The following is a 25145-nucleotide window of genomic DNA, read 5'->3' as shown; positions in this document are numbered from 1 at the left end:
CGAATCCGATGAAACTGTTTCGGATATTCGCAAGACAAACGGTCAGGCCGAGGCCGGCAACGTCGGTTTGCTCCGTCGACACGTACTGCACAACCCCGATTTCTGACAGTCGTTTCAAAAATACAACAGCACGGTTCGATTTATTGGCAAGGAGCGCGGCGCCCCCCCGATAATTGACGAATTAGCTAGTCTTGACGTTTGAAAGATTTAAGGTGCACGTATCGCGCGTTCAGCCAGGTCTCAACGCTCCAGATGTACGTGTTCACTTTATTGACAGGATTACCCCGATGAAGACTTCTCTCCTGGCTGTCGCACTGCTTGGCGCTTGCGCCGGTGCGGCCCATGCGCAGACGTCAGTACAGGTCTACGGCAACCTCGATGCCGGCATCGTCAAGCGCAGCAGCCAGAACGTCAGTATCGGCAAGCGCTCGGCCAACACCCTGGGCTTCAAGGGCACCGAAGAATTGGGCAATGGCCTCAAGGCCCTGTTCCAACTTGAAACCCGTTACGAGCCGGACACCGGCAGCGCCGAAATCGGCCCAGATGGCAATGGACGCAGATTGTTCCAGGGCCAGAGCCGCGTCGGCCTGCAGGGCGACTTCGGCATGCTTCGCATCGGCCGCGGCCTGACCCCGTTCCACGAAACCATCGGCGCCTTCGAGCCGTTCCACGCCATCGAAACCGCGGGCGGCTTTTATACCGATCTGAGCGTGGCCGGCTACAGCTCGCAGCCCCTCGACCCGATCGGTTCCGCCAGCAACCGCTGGTCGAACGCGGTCTGGTACAACTCGCCGGTCGTCAACGGCTTCCAGCTCAATACGGCCATCGCCACCAAAGAAAACAATGGCGCCGTGGCCATCATCGGCCGCGGCAGTGCAGCGGCGCCGCAGTATGCGGCCGGCACTGAAGCCTCGACCAATCCGTTCTCCATCTCCGGCACCTATAACAACGGCCCGGCTGCGCTGATGGCGGCTTATGAGCGCAACGCCGTCGAATCGAAGGTCTGGTCGATCGGTGCCTCAGTCAATCCGACACCCGAACTCAAGCTGATGGGCACGTTCACACGGCTCGACGAAGACAATACGCGCCTGTTCAATACCGACACCAGTTCGTGGGTCGTGGGCGCGAATTACACGGTGGGTCCCGGGAAATTCCTCGCTGGCTATGGTCAGAAGGACACCGATGGCCTGGAAAAGGTCAAGCAACTGTCGCTGGGCTATGAATACAGCCTGTCCAAGCGCACCTACCTGTATTTCGACGTGTCGCGCAAAAAAGGCGTCCCGGCCGCCCCGGGCACGATCAACCAGTACGACATCGGTATTCACCACACGTTCTGAACCCACTGCAGCGGACGGCAACCACTTGAGGGCGGACATCGGCAACGATGTCCGCCCTTGTCGTTTGGAACGCTCTGTAGCCTTTTCACAACGAGGATGCGCCACCAGGGCTTTTCCGAACGAGCGTTCTGTACAGTGCATCATGGCAATGGCATATTTGCGTAGCGGGCTCATGCCACGCGACAAGAAAATAATATGGAGACACCATGAAAAAATGCCTTATCGCCGCCTTGCTCGGCGCGACCTTCGCAAGCACCGCCCTGGCCCAGACCAGTGTCCAGATCTACGGCATTGCCGACGCCGGCGTGATGTGGCAAAAAGGTGGCCCGACCAAGATCTACAGTGGCGGCGCCGATGGCTCACGCCTCGGCCTGCGCGGCTCCGAAGACCTGGGCAATGGCTACAAGGCGATTTTCAATCTTGAAGCCCGCGTCGAACTCGACACGGGTTCGCAGCAGCCGACGCTGATGAACGACAATCCGGGCCGCTACCTGCTGCGCGGCATGGAGCGCATCCCGGTTGCCATTCGCGACCGCCTGCAAGCGGCCATCCAGCCGCCGGGTGCGCCCGCCGTCAACCAGGAAAAAGCCTTGTTCGACCGTACCTCGATGGTTGGCCTGATCACCCCGATCGGCGCCGTGCTGCTGGGCCGCATGTACACGCCGGGCTACGAAGTGTTCAATATGGCCGATGCCTTTGAATCGGGCACGGCCGGCACCTGGGGCCACGTCACGGGCGGCACCGCCGGCTTTACCGCACTGGGCGCGGACATCCGCTCGCAGGAAGCCATCCAGTACCGCATCGCGTTGCCAAATGGCCTGGGCGGCTCGGTCATGTACGGCGCGCGCAATTCCGGCTACCTCGGTCGCTATAACAAGTTCCGCGCCGGCGCGGTGACGTACAAGGCCAACGGTTTCGACGTCGGTGTTGGCTACAACCACGGCTACGACCAGCAGAACCGGCCGAGCCTGCGCACGCTGACCGTTGGCGGCTCTTACGCGCTGGGCGAGAGCTGGAAATTCTTTGCCGGCTTCCACAGCCAGCGCAACGATAATTCGGCCTTGATCCCGGACTACCTGAATGGCTGGGACACGGCCGTGGGCCCGGCGCTGACCGCGCAAGGCATTCCTGCGGTCGCGCAGCAGCAACTGCGCGGCATCTTCGCCAGCGCGATTTCGGCCAATACCAAGCAGGACGCCAACAGTTACCAGATCGGCGCGCACTACAAGATCGGCAACGGCCGCATCGTCGCATCGTACGCGCACCAGAACGACCGCACCGCCTCCAACAGCGATGCCAATCTGTACGCGCTGGGCTACAACTACTACCTGTCCAAGCGTACCGACCTGTACACGGCGCTGGCGTTCATCAAGAACGACAACGAAGCGCAGTATTCGCCGGGCACCTCGGGCAATCCGGGTGGCTTTACCGAAGCACCGGGCGCCGATGGCCGCGCCTTGCAACTGGGTATCCGTCACCGCTTCTGACAGTGCCCCTGTCCATGCAAAGACGCCTTCGGGCGTCTTTTTTGTTCTCCGGTGCAACGCCCAGCGTCGGTTAAAATGATCCGATCCATTTCAATACCCTATTCTCCTCATGAGCACTGCACCACTGGACGCCAGCACTGTTGCGCAATACCTGACCGATCACCCGGAGTTCTTCCAGGAGCAAGCCGGCTTGCTGGGTGAAGTGAAACTGTCGAGTCCGCTGACCGGCCGCACCGTGTCGCTCCAGGAACGCCAGATGGAAGTCATGCGCGACAAGTACCGCGCGCTCGAACTGCGCCTGTCCGACCTGTCGCGCCGCGCCGAAGAAAACGCCGGCATCGCCAACCGCTTCCACGCCTGGACCCAGGCCCTCTTGGTCTCGAAAGGCGGCGCCGCGATGGCGCGTGACCTGATCGAGGGCTTGCGCACCCACTTCACCGTGCCGCAAGTGACACTGCGCCTGTGGCATGTGGCGCCGGAACATGCCGACGCCTGGTTCGCCAGCAATGTCTCGGACGACGCACGCATCTTCGCCAACAGCCTGCGCGCGCCATATTGCGGTCCGAACAATGATTTCGAAGCGGTGCGCTGGCTGGACGACGCCGAATCGGTCCGCTCGACGGTCATGCTGCCGCTCGGCGCGCCGGGCCAGAGCTTTGGCCTCTTGGTGCTGGGTTCGCCCGATCCGGCGCGCTTCACCACCGCGATGGCGACCGATTTCCTGGTCCACATCGCTGCCACCGCTACCACTGCGCTGGCGCCGCTGCGCGCTTGACGAGCATGGACACGCGCGAGCCGCCAACTGACTGGGCCGCGCGCTACCTCGGCGAACTGGCCACCCAGCGCCAGTTGTCGCCGCACACGATCGCGGCCTACCGGCGCGACCTGGCCGAACTCGCCGAACTGGCCGGCCACCGCGACTGGGCCCGGCTGGTCCACGCCGACATCCGCCGTTTTGCCGGCAAGCTGCATGCCGGCGGCCAGTCCGCGCGCTCCATTGCGCGCAAGCTCTCGGGCTGGCGCGGCTTCTATGAATGGCTGTCGCACCAGACGACGCTTGCCGCCAATCCGGTCGACGGCGTGCGCGCCCCAAAGCGCGCGCAGAGCTTGCCGAAGGCGCTGGCGGTCGACGATGCCGTGCAATTGATGGAAGCAAACCAGCGCGGCCATCTCGAGCCGTTCGAGCTGTGCAATCACGCGATGTTCGAACTGCTGTATTCGAGCGGGCTGCGCGTGTCGGAACTGGCGGGCCTGGATGTGGCCTGGCAGGATGCGCGCGGCGGGCAGCCGGGCTCGCTGGGCTGGCTCGACCTGCAGGCGGGCGAAGTGGTGGTGACCGGCAAGGGTAACAAGATGCGCCGGGTGCCGGTGGGCGGGCCGGCGCGCGAGGCGCTGGCACGCTGGCTCGCGGTGCGCCCTGCCGCGCGCGACGGGGGCGCCGCGCTGTTCCTGTCGGCGCGCGACACCCGCATCACGCCACGCGTCGTGCAAACCCGCCTGAAGCAGCACGCGCTGCGCGCCGGCACGCCGGTACACGTGCACCCGCACGTGCTGCGCCATTCGTTTGCGTCGCACCTGTTGCAATCGTCGGGCGACCTGCGCGCAGTGCAGGAACTGCTGGGCCATGCCAGCATCACGTCCACGCAAATCTATACGGCACTGGACTTTCAGCACTTGTCGAAAGTGTATGACGCGGCGCACCCGCGGGCGAAAGCCAAACCGGAGTCGTGAAGCGGACCGAACCGCGCCTAGCGCGATCAGGCTCAGAAATTTCCCGCAAGATTTGAACGCGCTTAGCACGCGACACGCCAGATGGTGAGGTTGCAAGAATTGCGGCATAATCCCCCGGTTCTTTTGTCCAACCTTGATGTCAACCACGAGTAGCGAACCAATGGACCTGATCCCCAGCACCATCCTCACCGGCTTTCTCGGCGCGGGCAAGACCACCCTGCTCAACCGCATCCTGCAGGAAGACCACGGCATGCGCATCGCCGTCATCGAGAATGAATTCGGTGAAGAGAACATCGACAACGAGATCCTGGTGCAGGACTCGGGCGAGCAGATCATCGAGATGAACAACGGCTGCATCTGCTGCACCGTGCGTGGCGACCTGATCGAAGCACTCAACAGCCTGGCAAAGAAACGCGCCGCTGGCGAGATCAGTTTCGACCGCGTTGTCATCGAAACAACGGGGCTGGCGAATCCCGGCCCGGTCGCGCAGACCTTCTTCGTCGATGAAGAAGTTGGCGCCCACTACCTGCTCGACGCCGTCGTGACCGTGGTCGACGCGCGACATGCGATGGAACAATTGACTGCGCACGAAGAAGCCCAGCGCCAGGTGGGCTTTGCCGACAAGATCCTGCTGTCCAAGACCGACCTGGTCGATGCCGCTGCCGTCGATGCGCTCAAGGCGCGCCTGCAGCGCATCAATCCGCGTGCCCCGATCGCCACGAGCGACTTCGGCCGCGCGCCGATTGCCGACGTGCTCGACCTGCGCGGCTTCAACCTGAACGACAAGCTGGACATCGATCCCGATTTCCTGCGTGTCGATGGCGAAGACGGGCACGATCATGATCACGACCATGAGCATGGCGCCGATTGCGGCCACGGTCACGACCACGTGCACGATGCGTCGTGCAGCCACGATCATCATCACAGCCACCACAGCGACGACATCGCCGCGTTCGTGTTCAAGAGCGAGCGCGCATTCGACCCGGAGCGGCTGGAACAGTTCCTCGGCAGCCTGGTCCAGGTCTTCGGCCCGCAAATGCTGCGCTACAAGGGTGTATTGCGAATGGATGGCGTTGATCGCAAGGTCGTGTTCCAGGGCGTGCACCAGATCATGGGCAGCGACGTGGGACCGAAATGGGGGGAGAATGAAACGCCCGCCACCAAGATGGTCTTTATTGGTAAAAATTTACCAAAAGACGTATTTATCCGCGGACTGGAACAGTGTTTGGTATAAACTGCATCAGTTTGACTGGCCAAGCAGGCATGTCCGGCGCCATGCGTCGACAGTTTGCCAGGCCGGGCCGCACGGACCGCCACGACGCGCTTCAAACAGCCAGTGGTGAACCGCCCTTGCCGCCCATGCGGCGCGGACGGAGATAGGATGGCGTACCGTCGTCATCAAGGCAGCCTGCCCGGCATGCACCCATTTGTGCGGTGTTTCTGATGGGCAAGCTGATAAAATGCAAACCTCTGTCGTATCGAAGGCATCATGACTAAAACAACGAAACCGAATACCGCCCAGTCCGACGAACGCCTCCTGACGGAAGACGAGATTCGCGCGATGAGCGAGGGCGACTACATGAATGCGGCCCAGCTGGCATTCTTCAAGAACCGCCTGCAAGAGCTTGAGCGCGAACTGCTCAAGAACGCCGGCGAAACCACGGAACACCTGCGCGAAACCGTGCTGGTTCCCGATCCGGCCGACCGCGCAACCATCGAAGAAGAACATGCGCTCGAACTGCGTACGCGCGACCGCGAGCGCAAGCTGCTCAAGAAAGTCCAGCAATCGATTCAGTCGATCGATGGCGGCGAATACGGCTGGTGCGAAGAAACCGGCGAGCCGATCGGCATCCCGCGCCTGATCGCCCGCCCGACTGCCACGCTATCGCTGGAAGCCCAGCAGCGTCGCGAACTCAAGCAGAAGCTGTACGGCGACTGATCGATGAGCGTGCTGAACCTTGATTCAGCACCGACCAAAAAGCATGCGACCTGTCGCATGCTTTTTTTGTTTGCAGACATGATTTCCTGATGTTTGTAACGACGCATGACAGCTGCCATCCTGCCCGTGCGCGCACGCTACAATTACTCGAAACCATACGACTATTTCCTTTCGGATACACTGGCGCCCGGCCACGTGTGCTCAGCATACGTCGCAAAAGTCCGTGCTAAGGTCATGATGGACACGTTATCGAGACAACGGTGAGCATGGGGCTTTTTTCCTTCCTGAAGAAAAAAAACGATGCGGTGGCCGCGCCCAGCTGGCCGCCACCCGAGTCGCGCCTGCGCAGCGAACCGTCACGCCTGGCGTCTGACGCCGAGCGCGAACGCCAGCGTGAAATCGCCCGTGCCACCGCCGCCAAGATCGACGAAATCGAACTCGAATTCGCGTCCGACATGTTCGACGACGAGCCGGCCTGGGACAGTGGCCGCCGCCCGGCAAACGGCGTCACGGTAGCCGCCGCGCCCGATCCCGACGACATCCCCGACCAGGCTGCTGCGCCTGCCAGCGCTCCGGCGGTCGACGAAAGTGCGATCCTGTACGCCAACGGCCAGAGCGCCGCTGCCGAACAATTGCTGCGCGAATCGCTCGCGACGCTGGGCAGCCACGAACGCCTGCCATGGTGGATGCTGTTCGATCTGTACCAGGCCAATGGCCGCGAAGAACTGTTCGAGAGCATCGCCATCGATTACGCCAGCCACTTCGAAACCTCACCACCCACCTGGAAGCCAATTGCGCCTGCCTCGGTCGCGAGCCAGCCGGCGCAGGGGCTGGCCGCCACCGAAACCTTCGATACGCTGCTCGATGCGACCGTCGCGCCACGCCTGCGGCGCGTACTCGAGGCGCAGGCGCCAAACGTGCGGCTCGACTTCGGCAAGGTGCGCAGCATCGACACAGACGGCGCCGACTGCCTGCTGCCCGCGCTGCAAACGCTGCGCGTCAGCGACCGCGGCCTGGTGCTGGCCGGCGCCGACACCTTGATCACGATGCTGCGCCCCATGCTCGTCATCGGCAAGCGCGGGGCCAGCCCGGCGCCGTGGCTGCTGCTGCTCGAACTGCTGCTGCTGACCAACCGCGAAAAGGATTTCGAAGAAGCGGCGATGGATTACTGCGTCACCTACGAAGTCTCACCACCCTCGTTCGAGGCGCCACGCCACGTCTCGACCGCCGCACCGGCCCCGAGCCATGGCGACCGCTTCATGCTGCCCGCCGTGATCAGCAGCCTGGACCCGGCATTGATGGGGGCCATCGAGGCCTACGCCGCAGAACGCGACACACTCGTGCTCGACTGCTCACGGCTGGCGCGCATCGAGTACGCCGGCGCCGGCAGCCTGCTGGCCCGGCTCGATGCGCAAGCGGCAGCCGGCCGCACGGTCGAGCTGCGCGAACTGAACCACCTGGTAGCCGCCCTGCTGCGGCTGCTCGGCGCCGGCGAGAGCGTACGGCTGTATCCGCACCGCTACTGACGCTACAGCACACCGAAAACCCGGGTCAGGTTATTAAAAGCCGGGGTCAGGTCTGACATTCGGACACGAGCTCTACCGAAAAGCCGGGGTCAGGTCTGACATTCGGACACGATCTCGACAGTAGCGTAGCCGGAACTAGCTGGCACTGGACCATGCGACTACCGGGCAAGATACTGTTGGAAGTGGCTAAGGCTGAGGTCGTGTCCAAATGTCAGACCTGACCCCGGCTGTGGCAATGTTGGAAGTGGCTAAGGCTGAGGTCGTGTCTGAATGTCAGACCTGACCCCGGCTGTGGAAGCGCATCCGTATTTCCCGTTCGGATAATCTTGCAATCCCGCGCACGGTCCCCACCTGCTGGTAGCCAGACAATCACGAGGTAAAAATGGAACAATTTCACGGTACAACCATCGTCAGCGTACGCCGCGGCAATCAGGTCGCGCTCGGCGGCGATGGGCAGGTCACGCTCGGCAACGTCGTCATGAAGGGCTCGGCCCGCAAGGTGCGCAAGCTGTATCAGGGCAAGGTCCTGTGCGGTTTCGCCGGCGGCACCGCCGACGCCTTCACGCTGCTCGATCGCTTCGAGGGCAAACTTGAAAAGCACCAGGGCAACCTGCTGCGCGCCTCGGTCGAGCTGGCCAAGGACTGGCGCACCGACCGCGTGCTGCGCCGCCTGGAAGCCATGCTGCTCGTGGCCGACCGCGAGTCCACCCTGATCATCACCGGCAATGGCGACGTGCTCGAGCCGGAAGACGGCATCGGCGCGATCGGCTCCGGCGGCATCTATGCCCAGTCGGCCGCCAAGGCCCTGTACGAGAACACCGACATGGCGCCTGCCGAAGTGGTCAAGAAGGCGCTGACCATTGCAGGCGAACTGTGCATCTACACGAACATGTCCCACATCATCGAGACCCTGGACTGATATGAACAGCTTCATGAACATGACCCCACCCGAAATCGTCTCCGAGCTGGACAAGCACGTCGTCGGCCAAGGCAAGGCCAAGAAGGCCGTCGCGATCGCGCTGCGTAACCGCTGGCGCCGCCAGCAGGTCGAGGAACCGCTGCGCTACGAAATCACGCCGAAGAACATCCTGATGATCGGCCCGACGGGCGTCGGCAAGACCGAGATCGCGCGCCGCCTGGCCAAGCTGGCCGATGCGCCGTTCATCAAGATCGAAGCGACCAAGTTCACTGAGGTCGGCTATGTCGGGCGCGACGTCGACACCATCATCCGCGACCTGATCGACATCGGCATCAAGCAGACCCGCGCCAGCGAAGCGAAGAAAGTGCGCCAGCGCGCCGAAGACGCCGCCGAAGACCGCATCATCGACATCCTGGTGCCGCCGGCGCGCGACTTTGGCTTCAACACCGCCAATACGCCGGACAGCAAGGAAGGCGACGCCACGCGCCAGACCTTCCGCAAGCGCCTTCGCGAAGGCGCGCTCGACGATCGCGAAATCGAGATCGAAGTCTCTGACGCTGCGCCGCAGATGGAAATCATGGCGCCACCGGGCATGGAAGAAATGACCGAGCAGATCAAGTCGATGTTTGCCGGCGCCAACGGCGCACGCAAGAAGCCGCGCAAGCTCAAGGTGCAGGAAGCCATGAAGATCCTGATCGACGAAGAAGCTGGCAAGCTGCTTAACGAAGACGAGCTCAAGCAAAAGGCCATCGCCAACGTCGAGCAGAACGGCATCGTGTTCCTCGACGAGATCGACAAGATCGCGACCCGCTCCGAGCACGGCGGCGCCGATGTCTCGCGCGCCGGCGTGCAGCGCGACCTGCTGCCGCTGGTCGAAGGCACGACGGTGAACACCAAGTACGGGATGATCAAGACCGACCACATCCTGTTCATCGCATCGGGCGCGTTCCACCTGTCCAAGCCATCGGACCTGATCCCCGAGTTGCAGGGCCGCTTCCCGATTCGCGTCGAGCTCGAGTCGCTGTCGATCGAAGACTTCAAGAGCATCCTGACGTCGACCCACGCCAGCCTGACCAAGCAATACCAGGCGCTGCTGGCCACCGAAGGCGTGCAGGTCGAGTTCCTGGACGAAGGCATCCATCGCCTGGCCGAGATCGCGTTCTCGGTCAACGAGCGCACCGAGAACATTGGCGCGCGCCGCCTGTACACGGTGATGGAAAAGCTGCTCGAAGAAATCTCGTTTACTGCCGGGTCGGAAAAAGACCAGGTGGTGCGCATCGACGCGGCCTTTGTTAACGAACGACTCGACGCGCTGGCGGTCAACGAAGACCTGTCACGCTACGTGCTGTAATTTTTTTGCGGAGGCCGGCATGGCAAACAAGGCATTGGCGACGCGGCAAAAAATGCGGTTGCGGATCGAACCGTCGCAGCAAGCGGGCAAGCCGCGCAATCCCATCGCCGCGCTGGCCAAGGCGCGCGCCGCCGGCCCGCATGCCAAGCCGCTCTCGAGCGAGCGTACTGCCGCCAAGCAGGCGCTCAGGAAGGTCAAGCTGGTGGCGGGCGACGACGACTGAACCGGCGCCAGTTCTACTCTGAATACACTCTTTGCGGACACTTCGGTGTCCGTTTTTTTGGCCAGCGGCACACCATTGGCTGTACGCGCCTTGTCCACACCGTGATTCAACGTTAAAGTCAGCCGTTGTCATTTTCTCTGGATTGTCCATGAGTTCACCCGATCTGATCCTCGACGCCCTGCGCATACGCTTGCGCGCCGCTGGCATCACGTATAAAACGCTGTCCGAGCGCATTGGCGTGAGCGAATCGAGCGTCAAGCGCATGTTCGGGCAAAAGGATATGGCGCTGTCGCGCCTGGCGGAGATTTGCCAGGCCACCGGCATTGGCCTGGAAGACTTGCTGCGCGGAGCGATCGAGGCGCGGCCTCAGCTCGATGCGCTGAGCCTGACGCAGGAACGCTCGATCGTTGCCAACCCGCGCCTGCTGCTGATGGCGATCTGCTGCCTGGGCCACTGGAGCATCGAACAGATCATCGAAACCTATGACCTGACCGAGGCCGAGTGCATCACGCTACTGGCCGAGCTCGACCGGCTGGGCCTGATTGAACTGAAACCGCTGAACCGCTACCTGCTGCGGGTGTCGAATGCATTTCGCTGGCTGCCGGATGGGCCGGTGCAGCATTTCTTCCGCGAGAACGTGGTGAACGATTACTTCTCGGGCCGCTTCGATGGGGCTGGCGAAGCGCTGCTGTGCCTGCCGGCGCGGCTGTCGCCGGCCAGTGCGCTCGAACTGTCGCTGAAGATCGATCAATTGGCGGCCGAACTGGCGCGCCTGCACCGCAACGACCGGCGCCTGCCGGCCGACGAGCGCAAGGGGCATACGCTGCTGCTGGGCTTCAGGTCGTGGGAACTGGCGGCGTTTACGGCATTGCGGCGCTAAGCGGCTACTGCTGCGGCGGCTGATTCTCGGCCACGCTGCCTGCGCCGCAGCGATTACATCACCGGCCGCTCGCCGTTCATTGGCTGCGCGTTCTGTGGCATCTGCGGCTGGCCTTGCTGGCCCGGGTTGTCCTGCTCCGGCGGCGGATCGCGGGGCTGGCCCTGCATCCCTTGCGGATTGCCATTCGGCGGTGCGCTCTGCATCATCGGCGGCGCACTGACGACGCCCGGCGCCATTTGCGGTTCCATCATCGGCTGCGGCGGCATCGCACGCGGCACCGGCTGGCTGATCGCACTCGACTGGCCGGCATCGGGCGCCAGTTCGACGCGCTTCATGACGCCGCTGTCGGACAACATCACATAACGCCGATGCACTTCGGCCACCACGACGCCGGGCGCGATTTCGCGGCCGATGCGCACCGCTTTCGGCGGCGATCCGTCGGCCACCAGGATCACGGCGCTGTTCGCGCCGGCCGAGACCACACCGGTCAACTGGAAACTGGAAATCGCGACCGTCGGCTGTCCGCCGAACAGCGTGGCTGCAGCTTCCGGACTCGGCGCTGGCTGGGTCGCCAGCGGCGCTGCGGCCAGCGGGCGCTGCTCGGGCTTGTATAGCTGCAGGATCCAATAGGCGCCCGAAGCGGCCAGCACGAGCAGGGCCAGCAGGGTCAAAAGAAGGGGCAAACGCTTGTTCATGGTGTCTTTCGCATCTCGGTCATAGGCATTGCTGCGCGATTCTTATTGCACCAGCTGATTGATTTCGATGATCGGCATCAAAACGGCCAGCACGATCAGCAGCACGACCAGGCCCATCGCCAGGATCAGCACCGGCTCGAGCAGGCCGGCGATGGTCAGCGTGCGGCGTTCGAGATCGGCTTGCTGCGAATTGGCGGCCCGCTCGAGCATGGCCGGCAGTTCGCCGGTGATTTCGCCGGCGCGGATCATGTGCACGAGCATCGGTGGAAACAGCTTTTGCGCCGACAGCGCGCGCGCCAGGCTCACGCCTTCGCGCACGCTGGCCGTGGCCTGCTCGACCAGTTCGGCCATCGCCACGTTCGACAGCGTCTCGCGGCTGGTGTCGAGCGCGCGCAGGATCGGCACGCCCGAGCCGGTGGTGATCGCCAGCGTGCTGGCAAAGCGCGCGGTGTTCAGGCTGCGTTCGAACTTGCCGTAGATGGGCGCGGTCAACAGCCACGTGTGCCAGCGGCGCTTGAGCACGGGATTGCGCAGCGCGCGCCGCCACAGCCAGAACGCGCCGGCAATCAGGATGCCGACATAAATCCCATACGCACGCACGAAGTCGGACACGGCCAGCATGACGACCGTGAGAAATGGCAGCTTTTGCTTGGTATTGGCAAACACCGAGACGATCTGCGGCACCACGTAGGTGAGCAGGAAAATCACGATCGCAAACGCGACCACGGTGACGATCGCCGGATACGTGAACGCCAGGCGCACCTTCTGCACGAGGGCGTTGCGGCGCTCGATGTAGTCGGCCAGGCGCGAGAGCACGCGCGACAGTTGACCGATCTGCTCGCCCGAGCCGACCAGCGCCCGGTAAATCTCGGCGAAGTCGCGCGGGTGGTGCGTCAGGGCGGTGGAGAAGGCCGAGCCGCCGATGACTTCGGCGCGGATCGACGCGACCAGGTCGCGCACGTACGGGCGCTCGGCCTGTTCGAGCAAGGCGGTAAACGCTTGCTCGAGCGGCAGGCCGGCCTCCAGCAGGCTGGCCAGCTGGCGCGTGAACAGGGCCAGCTCGTTTTGCGACAGGCGCTCGCCGATGCCGCGCGAACGGGCCACGCCGGCGGCATCGAGCTGGGCTGCGATGGCCTCGACGCTCAGCGGCGTCAGGCCCTGCGCGCGCAGGTCGGCACGCGCGGCGCGCGGGCTGTCGGCGTTGACCACGCCCTTGCGGGTAGCGCCCCCGTTGTCGACGGCCTCGTAACGAAATGCCGGCATCGGTTAGTCCTTGGTCACGCGCACGATTTCGGCCCGTGTGGTGGTGCCATCGAGCAGCCAGCGTTCGCCGTCCTCGCGCATGGTCTTCATGCCCACGCCCAGCGCCGCGACGCGGATGTCGGCTTCGGACGCCCGGTTGTGGATCTGGGCGCGGATCTGGTCGGTGGTCTCGAGCAGCTCGTAGACGCCGACGCGGCCGTGGTAACCGGTGTGGCCGCAGCGCTCGCAACCGACCGCGTGCCAGGTGGTGCCGTCGAAGGTCTTGCACTGCGAGCAGAGTTTACGCACGAGGCGCTGGGCCATCACGCCCAGCAGCGACGAGGACAGCAGGAACGGTTCGATGCCCATGTCGAGCAGGCGCGTCACGGCCGAGGCCGCATCGTTGGTGTGCAGCGTGGCCAGCACCAGGTGACCCGTCAGCGATGCCTGGACGGCAATCTGCGCCGTTTCCAGGTCGCGGATCTCGCCGATCATGATGATGTCAGGGTCCTGGCGCAGGATGGCGCGCAGCGCTTTTGCGAACGTCATGTCGATGCGGGCATTGACCTGGGTCTGGCCGACGCCGTTCAGGTCGTACTCGATCGGGTCTTCGACCGTCATGATGTTGGCGGTCGCCGCGTTCAGGCGCGACAGCGCCGCGTACAGCGTCGTGGTCTTGCCCGAGCCGGTCGGGCCCGTGACCAGCACGATGCCGTGCGGCTGGTTGATCAGGCGGTCGAACTGCGGCAGCAGGTCGCTGGCCATGCCCAGGTGCGACAGGTCGAGGCGCCCTGCCTCCTTGTCGAGCAGACGCAGCACGGCGCGCTCACCGTGGCCGGTCGGCAGCGTCGAGACGCGCACGTCGACCGGCTTGCCACCCACCCGCAGCGTGATGCGGCCATCCTGCGGCAGGCGTTTTTCGGCGATGTCGAGCTGCGACATGATCTTGATACGCGAGATCAGCGACGCGTGGATGGCCTTTTTGGGCCGCACGATATCGCGCAGCGCGCCGTCGATGCGAAAGCGCACGACCGACGTCTGCTCGAACGGTTCGATATGGATATCGGATGCACCTTCGCGCAGCGATTGCGTCAGCAGCGCATTGATCATCCGGATCACGGGCGCGTCGTCGGACGATTCGAGCAGGTCTTCGATTGCGGGGACGTCCTGCAGCAGCTTGGTCAGGTCGAGGTCGGCATCGAACTCGTCGACGACCTGCGAGGCGTCGTTGCCGCCGCCGGCATAGGCGCCGGCGATGACGGTGTCGAGCTCGTCCTTGTCCATGCGGCGCAGCTGGATGCGGCCAAAGCGGCGCGACACCTCGGCGATGGCGGCCGGCGCGGTCGCGCTGGAGACCAGCACTTCGACGCTCTGGCCCGGTTCGCCAGTGCCGCGCGCCAGGACGACGTGGTCACGGGCGAACGCGTAGGGCAAGAGATTGGTCATGTGATTACTCCCGGTTCGGTGGCGTCACCGGGCGAAATTGCGAGGCTGGCACGGGGGCGCCAGATACTGTGCCAGATGCTGCGCCCGGTACAGTTTCCGCAGCATTGCTCGCCGGGTTTGCAGAGCTCGAACGCGAGGCGCCCGGACGATTGGCAGCGCCATCGTTCGATGCGCCCGGCGCGGCGTTGGCCGGCGGCGGCGCCTGGACCGGCAGCGTCGCCATGCCGCCACCTGCCGGCGGCTGACCGCCCACCAGCGGCGGCAACAGCGGCGCGCCCAGGTCACGCAGCAGCGGCGAAGCCTCCGGCCGGCCGGCAGCGCCAGCGGCGCGCATGAATTCGTAGCGGTCCATCGCGATCGAGTTCGACGCATCCTTGCTGCGCACCACGACCGGGCGCAGGAACACCATCAGGTTGGTCTTGTTGCGTGTGCGGGTGCGGTACTTGAACAGGTTGCCCAGCACCGGGATGTCGCCCAGGCCGCGCACTTTTTCTTCGCCGTCGCCCTCGGTGTCTTCGATCAGGCCGCCCAGCACGATGATCTGGCCATCGTCGGCCAGCACATTGCTTTCGATGGCGCGCACATTGGTCGTCAGGCCCGAGGCCAGGTTGCGGGTGGACGCATCGACGCTCGAATTCTCGTGGTAGATGGCCATCTTGATGGTGCCGCCTTCCGAGATCTGCGGGCGCACCTTGAGCAGCAGGCCGACGTCTTGCCGTTCGACCGTCTGGAACGGGTTGCCGCTGTTGTTGCCCGACGTGGTGTACGAGCCGGTGATGATCGGCACGTTCTGGCCGACCTTGATGGTGGCCAGTTCGTTGTCGAGCGTGATCAGGTTTGGCGTCGACAGGATGTTGGCGTTGCCGTCGTTTTCCAGTGCGCGGGCCACGGCGCCCAGGCCGAGCTCGCCGCCGATCTGGCGGAACAGGCCGAAGGTCAGGCCCGACGGCACGCTTGGCGTGGTCGTGGCGCCCGTCCCCTGGCTGGCAGCCAGCGCCAGGTTGACGATGCTGCTGCTCGAGCCGCCGCCCGTGTAGTTCTGCAAGCCGCCGAAGCGGTATTTGCTGTCAGAGTCACCCGTGGCGCCAACCCACTGCACGCCGAATTCGGACGCCTTGTTGGACGTGACTTCGACCACCAGCGCCTCGATATAGACCTGGGCACGGCGCACGTCGAGCTGGTCGATGACCGAGCGCAGGTTGCGGTAGACGGCGTCCGGTGCGGTGATGATCAGGCTATTGGTCGAGGCATCGGCCTGGATGAAGCCGGACCCCTGGCCGCCGCCGGCGCCACCCGCGTTGGCGGTGAGCTGGCTTTGCTGGCCGAAGGTGTTGCCGGTGCCGCCCATGCCGGTGCTGCTCTGCTGGCCTTGCTGGCCACCTAGGCCGCCAGCGCCGCTGCCGCCCTGCCCGCTGCCGGTGCCCGACGTGATCGAGCTGCCCGACGTGCCCTGCTGCTGCACCGGCACGGCCGAGGCGTCTTGCGAGACGACGGCGCGCAGCGTTTGCGCGACGCGGCTGGCGTCGGCGTTTTTCAGGTAGACGACGTGGATATTGCCGCGGCTGGAGCTCTCTTGGTCGAGGCGCGCGATCAGGCTCTTGGCCAGGTTGGCACGGGCCTGCGACGGCGCGCGCACGATGACGGCGTTGGTGCGCGGATCGGCCAGCACCGTGACGCGGCCCGAGTCGCCGCCGGCGGCCGGCTCCATCAGGCGCGTGACGAGTTGCGCGATATCGCTGGCGATGGCGTTGCGGATCGGGATCACGTCGAGCTCGGCCGCCACCGGTGCGTCGAGCGCGGCGATGATGCGCGCCAGGCGGCGCAGGTTGTCGGCGTAATCGGTCACGACCAGGGTGTTGTTGCCCGGGTTGGCCATGATCGAGTTGTTCGGCGAAATCAGCGGCCGCAGCACGGCGGTGAGATTGGCGGCCGATTCGTACGACAGGTAGAACACCTGTGTGGCGATCTGGTCGCCGGTAGCCTTGCTCGAGCGCACGCCGCCCACTTGCGTGGGCGAGGATTGCAGCTTGGCTTCGGCCTCGGGCACCACCTTGGCATAACCGTCGCCGCTGGTGACCACCGCGAAGCCCTGCAGGCGCAGGGTCGACGTGAGCAGGCCAAAGGCTTCGCTCTTGCTGAGCGACTTTTCGGATACCAGCGTCAGCGTGCCTTTCACGCGCGGGTCGATGATGAAGGTCATGCCGGTGTAGTGGCCGATCGCCTTGATCACCGATTCGATGTCGGCATTCACGAAGCTGAGCGCTGCGGCGTTCGCAGTCTCTTGCGCGGAGGCCGACAATGGCAGCGCCAGGGTCGTGACGACGGCGGAAGCGGCGCAGCACAGCATGGCGCCGGCGGCAAGACGGCGCAGGGCCGGAAGTTCAAGGTGCGCGAAGGTGGTGTGGTCTGTTTTCTTCATTATCTGAACTCGAGTGCGATTACGTTTTTGCCGTTCACCATCCGGCGCTGTCCCAGCAGATTCAACATGGTTCCCAGAGTGTCTTCATAGCCATCGGCGGCCGCTGCCTGGCCTGAAAAGCGCAGGCGGCCGTTCTGCAATGTACCTGCGCCCGACAGCAGCAGGGCGCCGCGCACGGTACGCAGCGTCAGATCGGCCTGCGGTCCGCGCCAGTCCATGATCATTTCGTAGCTGCCCAGCGGCTTGACGGGCGACATGCGCGAACCCATGTCGCTCATCGACAGCGTGGTACGACCCTGCAGCGTCACGATGTTCTGCTGGCGCAGCAGGTCCAGCGTATTCCAGGAAAGCCGGATGCGGCCGGTGGGCGCGAGCGTATTGAGCGGCGCGCCCAGGCCCACCAGCCCCTCGGCTGGCAGCAGGAGTTCGCCGGCATTGACCTGCCACTGCGACCAGCTGCCCTGCACGCGCACCGGATTGGCCAGCGCCTGTGCATTTTCGAGCGTCATGTTCACGTTGCCCAGCACCACCAGTGGCGACAGGGTCCAGGCAAAACGGCCTGGCAGCAATGGCGTCACCGCACCGCCCTGGCCCGGCGCTCCGCCAATAAAGGCCGAGCCGCGCCAAAGCGTACCCTGCGCATCCCCCAGCGTCAATCGACCGCCGGTCTGGCGTTCGACCATGGGGCCAAGCCAGGCCGCCGGCAGGAATGCCAGCACTGTGATTACCACGGCCAGCGCCACCAGCAGGCCCCACGTCAGCGCCCGCCTCATGCAGCCGGCTCGGTGCTTTGACGCAGCGTGAGCGTGGCATCGACCTGGCCAAGGGCATCCTTGGCGGTAAATTGCGCATCCTGCACCAGCAGGCGGCTGTCGCGACGTTGCGCGTCGAGCCAGGCCATCAGGTTGGCGAACGAGACGCCATTGAGTTGCACCTTGGTGTACTCGCCACTGACCGACAGCGACGCGGGATTCAGGCCGCTGGCCGTCATGCTGGCGGCCAGCGCCTCGCGCGTGACGGGTGCGACGGCCGGCGCCGGCTGGGCCGCGACGGCGCGCGCTTCGGCCGCCAGCGCGTCGAGCTGCGCGGCTTGCTGGCGCAGCTCGGGCAACGCGCGGCGCAATTGTTCGCGGCCAGTGAGCGCTGGTTCGAGCAGCACCAGGTACAGCAGCGTCAGCGCCACCACGCCGCCGCCGACGAGCAGGAACTTGCGTTCTTGCGCGGTGCGCGCGCTCCAGTAGCCGCCCACGCGTTCGCGCAGGCCGCTCAGTTTGCCGATGGCGCTCATGGCTTGGCTCCTGTGCTGCGGATCAGCCAGGTGGTCGCGTCGGGCGACTCCAGGCTGAGGTTACGTGACGACAGGGACGCGCGGAGCTGGTCGGCCATGCCGGGGTTGGTGGACTCTGGTTTGACGCGCACGGTGAGGGTCCGTTCGCGGTAATCGATTGATGCAATCGCAGGCGGCACGCCCAGTGTGCGTGTCGCTTCGCCGAAGGCGGCGGCCATCCAGTTGAATTCGTTGCCGGCCACCTGGCCGCTGCCGGCCTTGGCACGGTCGATGTTCTGGCGCATTTGCACGACCGGATCGATGGCCGGCTGGTTCGGATACACCGAGCGGAACGTTTGGCTCATCTGCAGGCGCACGGCATCGGCTTCGCGCTTCAGGCCCAGCCATTCGACATTCAGGCCGATCAGGTTGATCGCCACGGCCGCCAGCGCCAGGCGGATCGGCCAGCGCCAGCGGCGCCAGTCGCGCTGCGCGACGCCGGCCGTGCCCAGGCCCGGCACCAGGTCGAGCACGGGGCCGGTGCTGCCTTTGGCGCCGGCGATCCAGTGCGCCCAGTCGTCGCTTTCCAGCGTGATGCCGGGGCCGGCTTCGGCCACCAGCGCATTGTATTCACCCAGCTGTTCACGGTCGACGTACAGCACCAGCGGCGCATCGCCCGACAGCGCGCGCGCCGTTTGCAAGGCCATCACCGGGCTGCCGTCAAGCGCCAGGCCCAGGCCATCGTACTGGCTCTGGCGCAGGATCAGTTCGCCGTTGCCGACGGCGGCGCTGACGCTGCCCGGGTGCAGGGGCAGGCACAATTGCTCGGGGATGGCCGCGATCTGACGCGCACCGAGCGCAAGCAGTGCCCGCACGAGCGGCTCGAGCCAGGCCTGCTGCACCACGGCCACCGGACGGCGGCCATCGGGCTGCACCGGGCCGGCCACCAGCACGCAATCGAGCGGGTCGCCCAGGATGTGTTCTTCGACGAGCGCCGGCAGCGCCGCGCGCAGGCGGGCGCCGGCCAGCGGCGGGGCCTGCACGGACAGCAGCGTGACGTCGCTGGCGGCCAGTACCAGCACCACGCGCCGGCTGGCGGCAACGACGTCGCCCAGATTGCGCAGCACGCCCTCGCCCTGCTGGCCGATGGCGCCGTTGTCGCCGACCAGCGCGAAGCGGCACAGGGCGCCTTCGCCCTGGCTGCGTGCCGGATGCCGGATATAAAGAGTACTCAAACTGTCTCGCTTTCTTCTCAGTTCTGGCGGGTCCAGATCACGTTCACACTACCGGGGTTGATCAGGTTGCTGCCGCCGACCTGCACCAGCGACTCGGCGTCCAGCGCAGCGCGGTCGAGCCGGATCCGGCTCTGCACCAGGAAATACGTGCTTTTGGCGGTAATTCGCGGCTCCACACCCTCGACCCCGCCCTTCCATGTCAATTTGAAGTTCGGCACGTCAATCCACGGCGTTCGCTGGCGCTGGGCAATGAGCGAGTTGGCTTCGGACATCGAGCTTCCCGGCAGCACGGCGGCCAGTACCTCGGGAGACGCAGTATTCACATTGACATCCGTATTCGACGACGGCAGCACGATCACGAACGGGCGCAGGCGCTCGACCGACTCGGGCTTAAGACCTGGCACCATCAATAAATCATCGACCCGCTCCAGCCGCATCGGTGCGCCGCTACGCCGCGGCCGGACGACCGTGGTTGGATCGGTATTTTCCGGCACAGGGGCCAACTGCTGCCCGGCGGCGACAAACTCGGCGATTGGCACGGCCAGCCGCGCTTCGAGCCTAAGATTGGTCAGCAAGCTGCGCATGACTTCCACCTGGGATTTTTCAACAATGCCACCCTTGGCCAGATTGTTCAGATTGTAACGCGCCGTGGCGTCCAGAACCTGCCCCGACAGCGACGCATCGAAGTTTTCCCCCTGGATTCGCTCACGCTCGATGTACTGGTCGAGTCGGGTTTCGGCCAGTGGCGTGGCCCAGACCTGATCAAGCGAGGTGTAGTTGCTATTGTTATTGACGCGCAAAATCACGCTGGCCCAGTCGAGCGCGCCGCGCTGGATCCACTTGGTCTGCGACTGCAGGCGCTGGTTTTCCATCGAGCGCACCTGCACCTGCTGCTGCCAGAACAGGCTGGCGACAATCGAAATGGCCAGCGTGGTCAGCAGCATGGCAGTGACGACGGCGACGCCCCGCTGGCGTGTGAGGCGGCGATGCATCAGGTACCTCCCAGCAGGAATGCCTTGACCATCGGCTGGGCCAGGCCCTGCACGGTCAGCGCTACCTGCACGCCAGTGGGGTCCTGCGCGTTTTTGGCAGGCGACTCGACAATGACGGGATCTTGCGCCCCGCCGCCCACGGCAGTCGGTTCGTTGCGCCAGGCATTGTTCTGCCAGCCCTGCACCTGCATGCCGACCACGCCGACCTGCAGCACGACGGACGGCGAATTCTCGGCCGCTGCATCGGACGTGATCGCCTGCCACAATTGCTCGATCTGGATCAGGTCGCGCGTACCGGGCGACTCGCGCCGCACCAATTTTCCTTCGACGACGCGGTAGCTCACCACCTGCAGGCGCGACGGTTCATTCTCGACAAACACCTTGCGCACGAGAACCAGGCGGTCGGTATCCCACAGCAGCGCGGGACGCCCGGCCATGATGTCGTTGCCGGCCGCGTGCTCGCAATCGTTTTCCATCTGGGCAAAGGCCAGTTGCATGCCGCGTGTGGTTTCCATGTCGGCAGTCAGCGCCACGCGTGCGCGGACGATGCCGTCCAGGCCGCGCCAGCCGAGCACAGCCACCATGGCGAGGATGGCGATCGCCACCAGGAGCTCGACCAGGGTAAAGCCTGCAGGGCGCTGCCTGCTGCTCGGGATCCGCGTCATACCGGGGAAGGCCTCAGAACCAGTTGGATCAGTTTGACAATGCGGCGGCCAGGCTTGTCGACGTCAAATACCGAGACTTCGATCCTGCGCAATAGCGGGTTCGGGCTGGTCAGGACTTCTTCTTCGCACATCAGGTTCAGGCCGCCTTGCGGACACGGAAAGCTGCGCTTGCCCACTTCGGGAAATTCGCGCCCCAGGCGGATCTGCACCAGCCGGTTCTCGGCCGACCAGGTCGCCATCATCGACGCCCTCAAGCCCTGGCTGTTGGAGGTCAGGCTGCCCACTGCACGCAGGCCGGCAGCCAGTGCAGTGCCGACGATGACGAGCGCCACCAGCACTTCGAGCAGCGTGAAACCGGCAGCAGGGCGGGAGGCTGGGCGCATGGTGGCGGGGGATGTCATTCGACAGTGAAGTGGCCGACGCCGTCGGCGCGGATCGCGACCGTGTTGCCGCCCTTGGCCATGGTCAGCACGAATGGCCGGTCGACCGGCTCGCGCCCGAACGTGATGCGCAGCATGTCGGGGTTGCCGGTGCCGGTCGGTTCCAGGATCAATTGCAGGGGTGAATTCTTGAATTCACGCTCGCGCAGCAGATCGTCGCGCGTGACGGGCTCCCAGCCGGCGTCGCCGCGCACCATGAAGCGGTAGCGGTCACCATTGGCCTCGAACGCAACCAGGCGGTTGCGCACGATCGCTTCGTCGCGGGCCAGTTGCAGCAGCAGCGCCAGGCGCTGCGCTTCCTTGTCGAGATCCTGGCGCGGACTCGGGATGGCGTTGAGCGTGGCCATGCCCAGCGTGAGGCCGATGATGACCATCACGACCAGCAGCTCCACCAGAGTGAAGCCGCGTGTGCGCGCTGTGCGCATGGCCGGCATGGAGATAACTTAGTCCCAGGAACCGACGTCGGTGTCTTCGCCAGTACCGCCCGGCTGCCCGTCGGCGCCGTACGAGAACACGTCGACTTCGCCCTTGACGCCCGGCGACAGGTATTGGTAAGCGTTACCCCAAGGGTCTTTCGGCAGTTTCTCGATGTAGCCGCCCTCTTTCCAGCCATTGGCCGACGGGCCCGAGGTCGGCTTGGTGGTCAGTGCGACCAGGCCCTGCTCGGTGGTCGGGTAGCGCTGGTTATCGAGCTTGTAGAGCTTGAGCGCCTGCATCATCGTGGCGATGTCGACCTTGGCAGCCGTGACACGCGATTCGCCAGTGCGGCCCAGCAGCTTGGGCACGACCAGCGCGCCAAGAATGCCAATGATGACCACGACAACCATGATCTCGACCAGGGTGAAACCGCGTGCACGACCTGTGCTGCGCGTGTTGCGCTGAGTACGTTGAAAATTCATAAGCTTTGTGTGATGACAAGGGAATCGATGGAACCGGCACAGTATAAGCCCGAATTATGACAAGCGTACCTGCGAAAAGTACGCAATTGTATGTCACGTTCATCTACACACCACGTTTCACGGCGCCCGTTAAGACACCACTAATCAACAGTGTTGCCGCTCTCACCATGGCGCACCGCACATACGGGACACGCCGGGTTACGCGCCACGCCGATCGCGGTCCATTCCATGTACTTGCCGTCGAGCATCAAGAGACGACCGACCAGTGGCGCGCCGATGGCCATGATGAGTTTCATCGCCTCGGCAGCCTGGACCGCGCCGACGACCCCGACCAGTGGCGCGAACACGCCCATCGTGCTGCACGCCACATCCTCGAAGCCAGTGTCTTCAGGGAACAGGCAGGCGTAACACGGCGCGGCCGGCTGGCGCGCGTCGAACACGGCCAGCTGGCCGTCGAAGCGGATCACGGCGCCCGACACGAGCGGCGTGCCGGCCGCCACGCAGGCGCGGTTGACGGCGTGACGGGTGGCGAAGTTGTCGCTGCAATCGAGTACGACCGTAGCAGCGCGCGCGAGTTCCAGCAGCCGCTCGGGGCCGGCGCGTTCGCGCAGGGCGGTGACTTCGATGTCGGGATTGATCGCCAGCAGCGCGGCGCGGCCCGATTCGACCTTCGGCTCACCGATGCGCCCGGTCGTGTGCATGACCTGACGCTGCAGGTTGGTCAGGTCGACGGTGTCGTCATCGACCAGCGTGATGTGGCCGATGCCGCCGGAGGCCAGGTACAGGGCTGCGGGCGAACCCAGGCCGCCGGCGCCGATGATGACGACGTGGGCGTCCAGCAGGCGCTGCTGGCCTTCGATGCCGATGTCGTCGAGCAGGATGTGGCGCGAGTAGCGCAGGAGTTGTTTGTCGTTCATGGGGAAAGCGCGGTGGAGGACGTTATCCTCCACCAGACGTCACTTCTTGGCTGGCGCATGCAGCTCGGGCGGTTTGTTTTCCGCGCCCGGCAATGGCGCCGGCGCTGGTTTTTCTTCGGCCGGCTCGCCTTTTGCCAGCATTACCTTCAGGCCCTTGAAGTGATTGATGGCCTGGGCCAGCTGGAAATCGTCCTTGCTGCCGAACTCGAGCGGCTTGCGGTCTTTCAGCAGCGCCAGCGCGCGTTGTTGCTGGGCCAGGCTTGCTGCCTGGTCCTTGCCAGCGGCCGCAGGCTGCTCGCCTTCGGCCACCAGATGGCGCTGCAGATCCGATTCGCGCACGCGCAGCGCGTTGAGCAGGTCGCCGTCCGCTGTTTCATCCACCCGCAGGTCGGGCTGCACGCCCGTGGCCTGGATCGGCCGCCCTTTCGGCGTGTAATAGCGCGCCGTGGTCAGCTTGATCGCCGTGTCGGGCGACAACTGGCGCAGCGTCTGCACCGAACCCTTGCCGAAGGTGCGGCTGCCCATCACGATCGCGCGCTGGTAATCCTGCAGCGCGCCGGCGACGATTTCCGAGGCCGATGCCGAGCCGCCATTGACCAGCACCACCATCGGCACGGTCTTGAGCCCGGCTGGCAACCCGGCCAGCGGATCGCCGCGCTGGGCATAGAATTCGCGCCGGCCGTAGAACGACTGGTTCGAATCGGGCAATTGCCCTTTGGTGCTGACGATGACCTGATCGGCCTTGGGCAGGAACGCCGCCGTGACGCCGATGGCGCCCGGCAGCAGGCCGCCCGGGTCGTTGCGCAAGTCGAGCACGAGGCCCTTGATGTCGGGTTGTTCGGCGTACAGTTCCTTGGTTTTTTTGGCCAGTTCGTCGAGGGTGTTTTCCTGGAACTGGCTGATGCGTAGCCAGGCGTAGCCGGGCTCGACCACCTTGGCCTTGACGCTGACGACCTTGATTTCGCGGCGGTCCAGCGGCACGACCCACGGTTTGTCGTCGCCGGGCCGGGCAATGGTCAGCGTGACCTTGCTGCCGACCTTGCCGCGCATGCGCTTGATGGCGTCGTCGGACGACATATTGCGCACCGGGACATTGTCGATCCGGGTGATCAGGTCGCCCGATTTGATGCCAGCCTTGAACGCAGGCGTGTCCTCGATCGGCGAGACGACCTTGATATAGCCGTCTTCGTTCGAGATTTCAACGCCCACGCCGACGAACTTGCCCTGCACCGCTTCGCGCATGTCGCGAAACGCTTTCTGGTCGAGGTACACGGAGTGCGGGTCGAGCGAGGCCACCATGCCGCCGATGGCTTCGGTGAGCAATTTCTTGTCTTCGACCGGCTCGACGTAGTCGGTCTTGATCAGGCCATACACATCGGCCAACTGGCGCAGCTCGTCCAGTGGCAGCGACGTGGCGGTGCCGGTTTTTTGTGCATAGGCAGACAACTGGAACGACGCCGCCACACCCAACACCATCCCCACGCCAACCAGCCCGAACCCCTTTGCTTTCATGCCCATGTGTACCCTGTGGTGAC

At 64.7% G+C, this 25145-nt stretch carries 25 protein-coding genes; 11 read left to right on the top strand and 14 right to left on the bottom strand.

Annotated features, from left to right (window positions below; genetic code table 11):
• Positions 1-287 precede the first annotated feature (287 nt).
• From NX775_RS17005 to NX775_RS16955, 11 genes are all read left to right on the top strand, one after another.
• On the top strand, positions 288-1337 hold the full coding sequence (locus tag NX775_RS17005; protein WP_258837069.1) for a porin: 1050 nt from the start codon (positions 288-290) through the stop codon (positions 1335-1337).
• Between the two features lie 206 nt (positions 1338-1543).
• Positions 1544-2824, top strand: a complete 1281-nt coding sequence (locus tag NX775_RS17000; RefSeq protein ID WP_258837068.1) for a porin — start codon at positions 1544-1546, stop codon at positions 2822-2824.
• A 109-nt stretch (positions 2825-2933) separates the two neighbouring features.
• On the top strand, positions 2934-3599 hold the full coding sequence (locus NX775_RS16995) for a DUF484 family protein (RefSeq protein WP_258837067.1): 666 nt from the start codon (positions 2934-2936) through the stop codon (positions 3597-3599).
• Between the two features lie 5 nt (positions 3600-3604).
• Positions 3605-4555 carry a tyrosine recombinase XerC gene (gene xerC, locus NX775_RS16990; protein ID WP_258837411.1) on the top strand — a complete coding sequence of 317 codons (951 nt, stop codon included), beginning with the start codon at positions 3605-3607 and terminating at the stop codon, positions 4553-4555.
• 160 nt (positions 4556-4715) lie between these two features.
• Complete coding sequence (locus NX775_RS16985; protein ID WP_258837066.1) at positions 4716-5789, top strand: CobW family GTP-binding protein; 1074 nt, start codon at positions 4716-4718, stop codon at positions 5787-5789.
• A gap of 255 nt (positions 5790-6044) precedes the next feature.
• Positions 6045-6494 (top strand): RNA polymerase-binding protein DksA, encoded by a 450-nt coding sequence (dksA, locus tag NX775_RS16980; protein ID WP_183554535.1) that lies wholly within the window; start codon positions 6045-6047, stop codon positions 6492-6494.
• 266 nt (positions 6495-6760) lie between these two features.
• Positions 6761-8020, top strand: a complete 1260-nt coding sequence (locus NX775_RS16975; RefSeq protein ID WP_258837065.1) for an STAS domain-containing protein — start codon at positions 6761-6763, stop codon at positions 8018-8020.
• A 382-nt stretch (positions 8021-8402) separates the two neighbouring features.
• On the top strand, positions 8403-8939 hold the full coding sequence (hslV, locus tag NX775_RS16970; RefSeq protein ID WP_183554537.1) for an ATP-dependent protease subunit HslV: 537 nt from the start codon (positions 8403-8405) through the stop codon (positions 8937-8939).
• A gap of 13 nt (positions 8940-8952) precedes the next feature.
• The gene (gene hslU, locus NX775_RS16965; RefSeq protein WP_183554539.1) at positions 8953-10290 is read left to right on the top strand and encodes an ATP-dependent protease ATPase subunit HslU; all 1338 of its coding nucleotides are present in this window, start codon (positions 8953-8955) and stop codon (positions 10288-10290) included.
• 19 nt (positions 10291-10309) lie between these two features.
• Positions 10310-10513 (top strand): hypothetical protein, encoded by a 204-nt coding sequence (locus tag NX775_RS16960; protein WP_183554541.1) that lies wholly within the window; start codon positions 10310-10312, stop codon positions 10511-10513.
• A 148-nt stretch (positions 10514-10661) separates the two neighbouring features.
• Positions 10662-11393, top strand: coding sequence for a helix-turn-helix domain-containing protein (locus NX775_RS16955; RefSeq protein ID WP_183554543.1), 732 nt, complete (start codon positions 10662-10664; stop codon positions 11391-11393).
• Positions 11394-11446: 53 nt separating this feature from the next.
• Here NX775_RS16955 and NX775_RS16950 read toward each other — a convergent pair whose 3' ends face one another.
• The 14 genes from NX775_RS16950 to NX775_RS16885 all read right to left on the bottom strand — a co-directional run bounded on the left by NX775_RS16950 (position 11447) and on the right by NX775_RS16885 (position 25128).
• Positions 11447-12088 carry a hypothetical protein gene (locus tag NX775_RS16950; protein ID WP_258837064.1) on the bottom strand — a complete coding sequence of 214 codons (642 nt, stop codon included), beginning with the start codon at positions 12086-12088 and terminating at the stop codon, positions 11447-11449.
• A 42-nt stretch (positions 12089-12130) separates the two neighbouring features.
• On the bottom strand, positions 12131-13351 hold the full coding sequence (gspF, locus tag NX775_RS16945) for a type II secretion system inner membrane protein GspF (protein WP_258837063.1): 1221 nt from the start codon (positions 13349-13351) through the stop codon (positions 12131-12133).
• Between the two features lie 3 nt (positions 13352-13354).
• A complete protein-coding gene (gspE, locus tag NX775_RS16940; RefSeq protein ID WP_183554549.1) occupies positions 13355-14776 on the bottom strand; it encodes a type II secretion system ATPase GspE in 1422 nt (473 codons plus the stop codon).
• A 4-nt stretch (positions 14777-14780) separates the two neighbouring features.
• A complete protein-coding gene (gene gspD / locus NX775_RS16935; protein WP_258837062.1) occupies positions 14781-17195 on the bottom strand; it encodes a type II secretion system secretin GspD in 2415 nt (804 codons plus the stop codon).
• Positions 17195-17968 carry a type II secretion system protein N gene (gene gspN / locus NX775_RS16930; protein ID WP_258837061.1) on the bottom strand — a complete coding sequence of 258 codons (774 nt, stop codon included), beginning with the start codon at positions 17966-17968 and terminating at the stop codon, positions 17195-17197. Before gspN ends, gspD begins: the two co-directional genes overlap by 1 nt.
• Positions 17965-18483 (bottom strand): type II secretion system protein M, encoded by a 519-nt coding sequence (locus tag NX775_RS16925; RefSeq protein WP_183554555.1) that lies wholly within the window; start codon positions 18481-18483, stop codon positions 17965-17967. Before NX775_RS16925 ends, gspN begins: the two co-directional genes overlap by 4 nt.
• Positions 18480-19697: a type II secretion system protein GspL gene (gene gspL / locus NX775_RS16920; protein ID WP_258837060.1), complete on the bottom strand. Its 1218-nt coding sequence runs from the start codon at positions 19695-19697 to the stop codon at positions 18480-18482. Before gspL ends, NX775_RS16925 begins: the two co-directional genes overlap by 4 nt.
• 17 nt (positions 19698-19714) lie before the next feature.
• Positions 19715-20689, bottom strand: coding sequence for a type II secretion system minor pseudopilin GspK (gene gspK, locus NX775_RS16915; RefSeq protein ID WP_258837059.1), 975 nt, complete (start codon positions 20687-20689; stop codon positions 19715-19717).
• Entirely contained in the window at positions 20689-21354 is a 666-nt protein-coding gene (locus tag NX775_RS16910; protein WP_258837058.1) for a PulJ/GspJ family protein, read from the bottom strand. The genes gspK and NX775_RS16910 overlap by 1 nt, the downstream gene beginning before the upstream one ends.
• The gene (gspI, locus tag NX775_RS16905) at positions 21351-21737 is read right to left on the bottom strand and encodes a type II secretion system minor pseudopilin GspI (RefSeq protein WP_258837057.1); all 387 of its coding nucleotides are present in this window, start codon (positions 21735-21737) and stop codon (positions 21351-21353) included. The genes NX775_RS16910 and gspI overlap by 4 nt, the downstream gene beginning before the upstream one ends.
• Before the next feature lie 14 nt (positions 21738-21751).
• Positions 21752-22228, bottom strand: coding sequence for a type II secretion system minor pseudopilin GspH (gene gspH / locus NX775_RS16900; RefSeq protein WP_370660596.1), 477 nt, complete (start codon positions 22226-22228; stop codon positions 21752-21754).
• A gap of 9 nt (positions 22229-22237) precedes the next feature.
• A complete protein-coding gene (gspG, locus tag NX775_RS16895; protein WP_183554567.1) occupies positions 22238-22693 on the bottom strand; it encodes a type II secretion system major pseudopilin GspG in 456 nt (151 codons plus the stop codon).
• Between the two features lie 140 nt (positions 22694-22833).
• Positions 22834-23610 carry a HesA/MoeB/ThiF family protein gene (locus tag NX775_RS16890; RefSeq protein WP_258837056.1) on the bottom strand — a complete coding sequence of 259 codons (777 nt, stop codon included), beginning with the start codon at positions 23608-23610 and terminating at the stop codon, positions 22834-22836.
• 39 nt (positions 23611-23649) lie between these two features.
• Positions 23650-25128, bottom strand: coding sequence for a S41 family peptidase (locus NX775_RS16885; protein ID WP_258837055.1), 1479 nt, complete (start codon positions 25126-25128; stop codon positions 23650-23652).
• Positions 25129-25145 lie beyond the last annotated feature (17 nt).

Source organism: Massilia aurea, assembly GCF_024753205.1.
Lineage (GTDB): Bacteria > Pseudomonadota > Gammaproteobacteria > Burkholderiales > Burkholderiaceae_D > Telluria > Telluria aurea.
Note: the sequence above shows the minus strand (reverse complement) of the source record. Positions and strands in the feature narration are given on the sequence as shown.

Bases quoted from the DNA above. Each gene is read 5' to 3' on its own strand.
- NX775_RS17005 (WP_258837069.1), top strand. From the start codon at position 288: ATGAAGACTTCTCTCCTGGCTGTCGCACTGCTTGGCGCTTGCGCCGGT.
- NX775_RS17000 (WP_258837068.1), top strand. From the start codon at position 1,544: ATGAAAAAATGCCTTATCGCCGCCTTGCTCGGCGCGACCTTCGCAAGC.
- NX775_RS16995 (WP_258837067.1), top strand. From the start codon at position 2,934: ATGAGCACTGCACCACTGGACGCCAGCACTGTTGCGCAATACCTGACC.
- xerC (WP_258837411.1), top strand. From the start codon at position 3,605: ATGGACACGCGCGAGCCGCCAACTGACTGGGCCGCGCGCTACCTCGGC.
- NX775_RS16985 (WP_258837066.1), top strand. From the start codon at position 4,716: ATGGACCTGATCCCCAGCACCATCCTCACCGGCTTTCTCGGCGCGGGC.
- dksA (WP_183554535.1), top strand. From the start codon at position 6,045: ATGACTAAAACAACGAAACCGAATACCGCCCAGTCCGACGAACGCCTC.
- NX775_RS16975 (WP_258837065.1), top strand. From the start codon at position 6,761: ATGGGGCTTTTTTCCTTCCTGAAGAAAAAAAACGATGCGGTGGCCGCG.
- hslV (WP_183554537.1), top strand. From the start codon at position 8,403: ATGGAACAATTTCACGGTACAACCATCGTCAGCGTACGCCGCGGCAAT.
- hslU (WP_183554539.1), top strand. From the start codon at position 8,953: ATGAACATGACCCCACCCGAAATCGTCTCCGAGCTGGACAAGCACGTC.
- NX775_RS16960 (WP_183554541.1), top strand. From the start codon at position 10,310: ATGGCAAACAAGGCATTGGCGACGCGGCAAAAAATGCGGTTGCGGATC.
- NX775_RS16955 (WP_183554543.1), top strand. From the start codon at position 10,662: ATGAGTTCACCCGATCTGATCCTCGACGCCCTGCGCATACGCTTGCGC.
- NX775_RS16950 (WP_258837064.1), bottom strand. From the start codon at position 12,088: ATGAACAAGCGTTTGCCCCTTCTTTTGACCCTGCTGGCCCTGCTCGTG.
- gspF (WP_258837063.1), bottom strand. From the start codon at position 13,351: ATGCCGGCATTTCGTTACGAGGCCGTCGACAACGGGGGCGCTACCCGC.
- gspE (WP_183554549.1), bottom strand. From the start codon at position 14,776: ATGACCAATCTCTTGCCCTACGCGTTCGCCCGTGACCACGTCGTCCTG.
- gspD (WP_258837062.1), bottom strand. From the start codon at position 17,195: ATGAAGAAAACAGACCACACCACCTTCGCGCACCTTGAACTTCCGGCC.
- gspN (WP_258837061.1), bottom strand. From the start codon at position 17,968: ATGAGGCGGGCGCTGACGTGGGGCCTGCTGGTGGCGCTGGCCGTGGTA.
- NX775_RS16925 (WP_183554555.1), bottom strand. From the start codon at position 18,483: ATGAGCGCCATCGGCAAACTGAGCGGCCTGCGCGAACGCGTGGGCGGC.
- gspK (WP_258837059.1), bottom strand. From the start codon at position 20,689: ATGCATCGCCGCCTCACACGCCAGCGGGGCGTCGCCGTCGTCACTGCC.
- NX775_RS16910 (WP_258837058.1), bottom strand. From the start codon at position 21,354: ATGACGCGGATCCCGAGCAGCAGGCAGCGCCCTGCAGGCTTTACCCTG.
- gspI (WP_258837057.1), bottom strand. From the start codon at position 21,737: ATGCGCCCAGCCTCCCGCCCTGCTGCCGGTTTCACGCTGCTCGAAGTG.
- gspH (WP_370660596.1), bottom strand. From the start codon at position 22,228: ATGCCGGCCATGCGCACAGCGCGCACACGCGGCTTCACTCTGGTGGAG.
- gspG (WP_183554567.1), bottom strand. From the start codon at position 22,693: ATGAATTTTCAACGTACTCAGCGCAACACGCGCAGCACAGGTCGTGCA.
- NX775_RS16890 (WP_258837056.1), bottom strand. From the start codon at position 23,610: ATGAACGACAAACAACTCCTGCGCTACTCGCGCCACATCCTGCTCGAC.
- NX775_RS16885 (WP_258837055.1), bottom strand. From the start codon at position 25,128: ATGGGCATGAAAGCAAAGGGGTTCGGGCTGGTTGGCGTGGGGATGGTG.